We start from the raw sequence: 326 nt of genomic DNA on the forward strand, positions 1-326 counted from the left end.
TGGGTCTTTCGATCCACACGGCTCAAGCCTCTGCAAAGGCATCTTTCGACACCCGGTTTCACAACTGTATTTCCGGCAGACTAATGATTTCTACGGCAATTGAGATGGTGCATCTGAAGGTTGCCTGCGGCATCCGACCCGCCCTCGGCTCTCGTCACAATATGACGAACATCCCAGGGGGTGCCCTTTGTGATGGGTTCCTGGCAGGTCGAACACATGCCATCCTGCCTTCGCCAAACACGGTAAAACTTCGCACGGCCTTTTGATGAGTTCTGCATTTTCGTGGCCCATCGGGACTCGAAGTAATGCTCCCATTCTGGGTCGTA

1 protein-coding gene is annotated in these 326 nt (G+C 53.7%); it reads right to left on the minus strand.

The annotated features are described in order from the left end of the window. Positions 1–80 precede the first annotated feature (80 nt). Positions 81–278 (minus strand): HNH endonuclease, encoded by a 198-nt coding sequence (locus P0D89_RS54375; protein ID WP_408371648.1) that lies wholly within the window; start codon positions 276–278, stop codon positions 81–83. Between the last annotated feature and the right edge of the window lie 48 nt (positions 279–326).

Source organism: Paraburkholderia sp. RL18-085-BIA-A (assembly GCF_046027075.1).
GTDB lineage: Bacteria > Pseudomonadota > Gammaproteobacteria > Burkholderiales > Burkholderiaceae > Paraburkholderia.

What these genes read in the sequence shown, in the direction of transcription:
- P0D89_RS54375 (WP_408371648.1), bottom strand. Translation starts at nt 278, where the DNA reads ATGCAGAACTCATCAAAAGGCCGTGCGAAGTTTTACCGTGTTTGGCGA.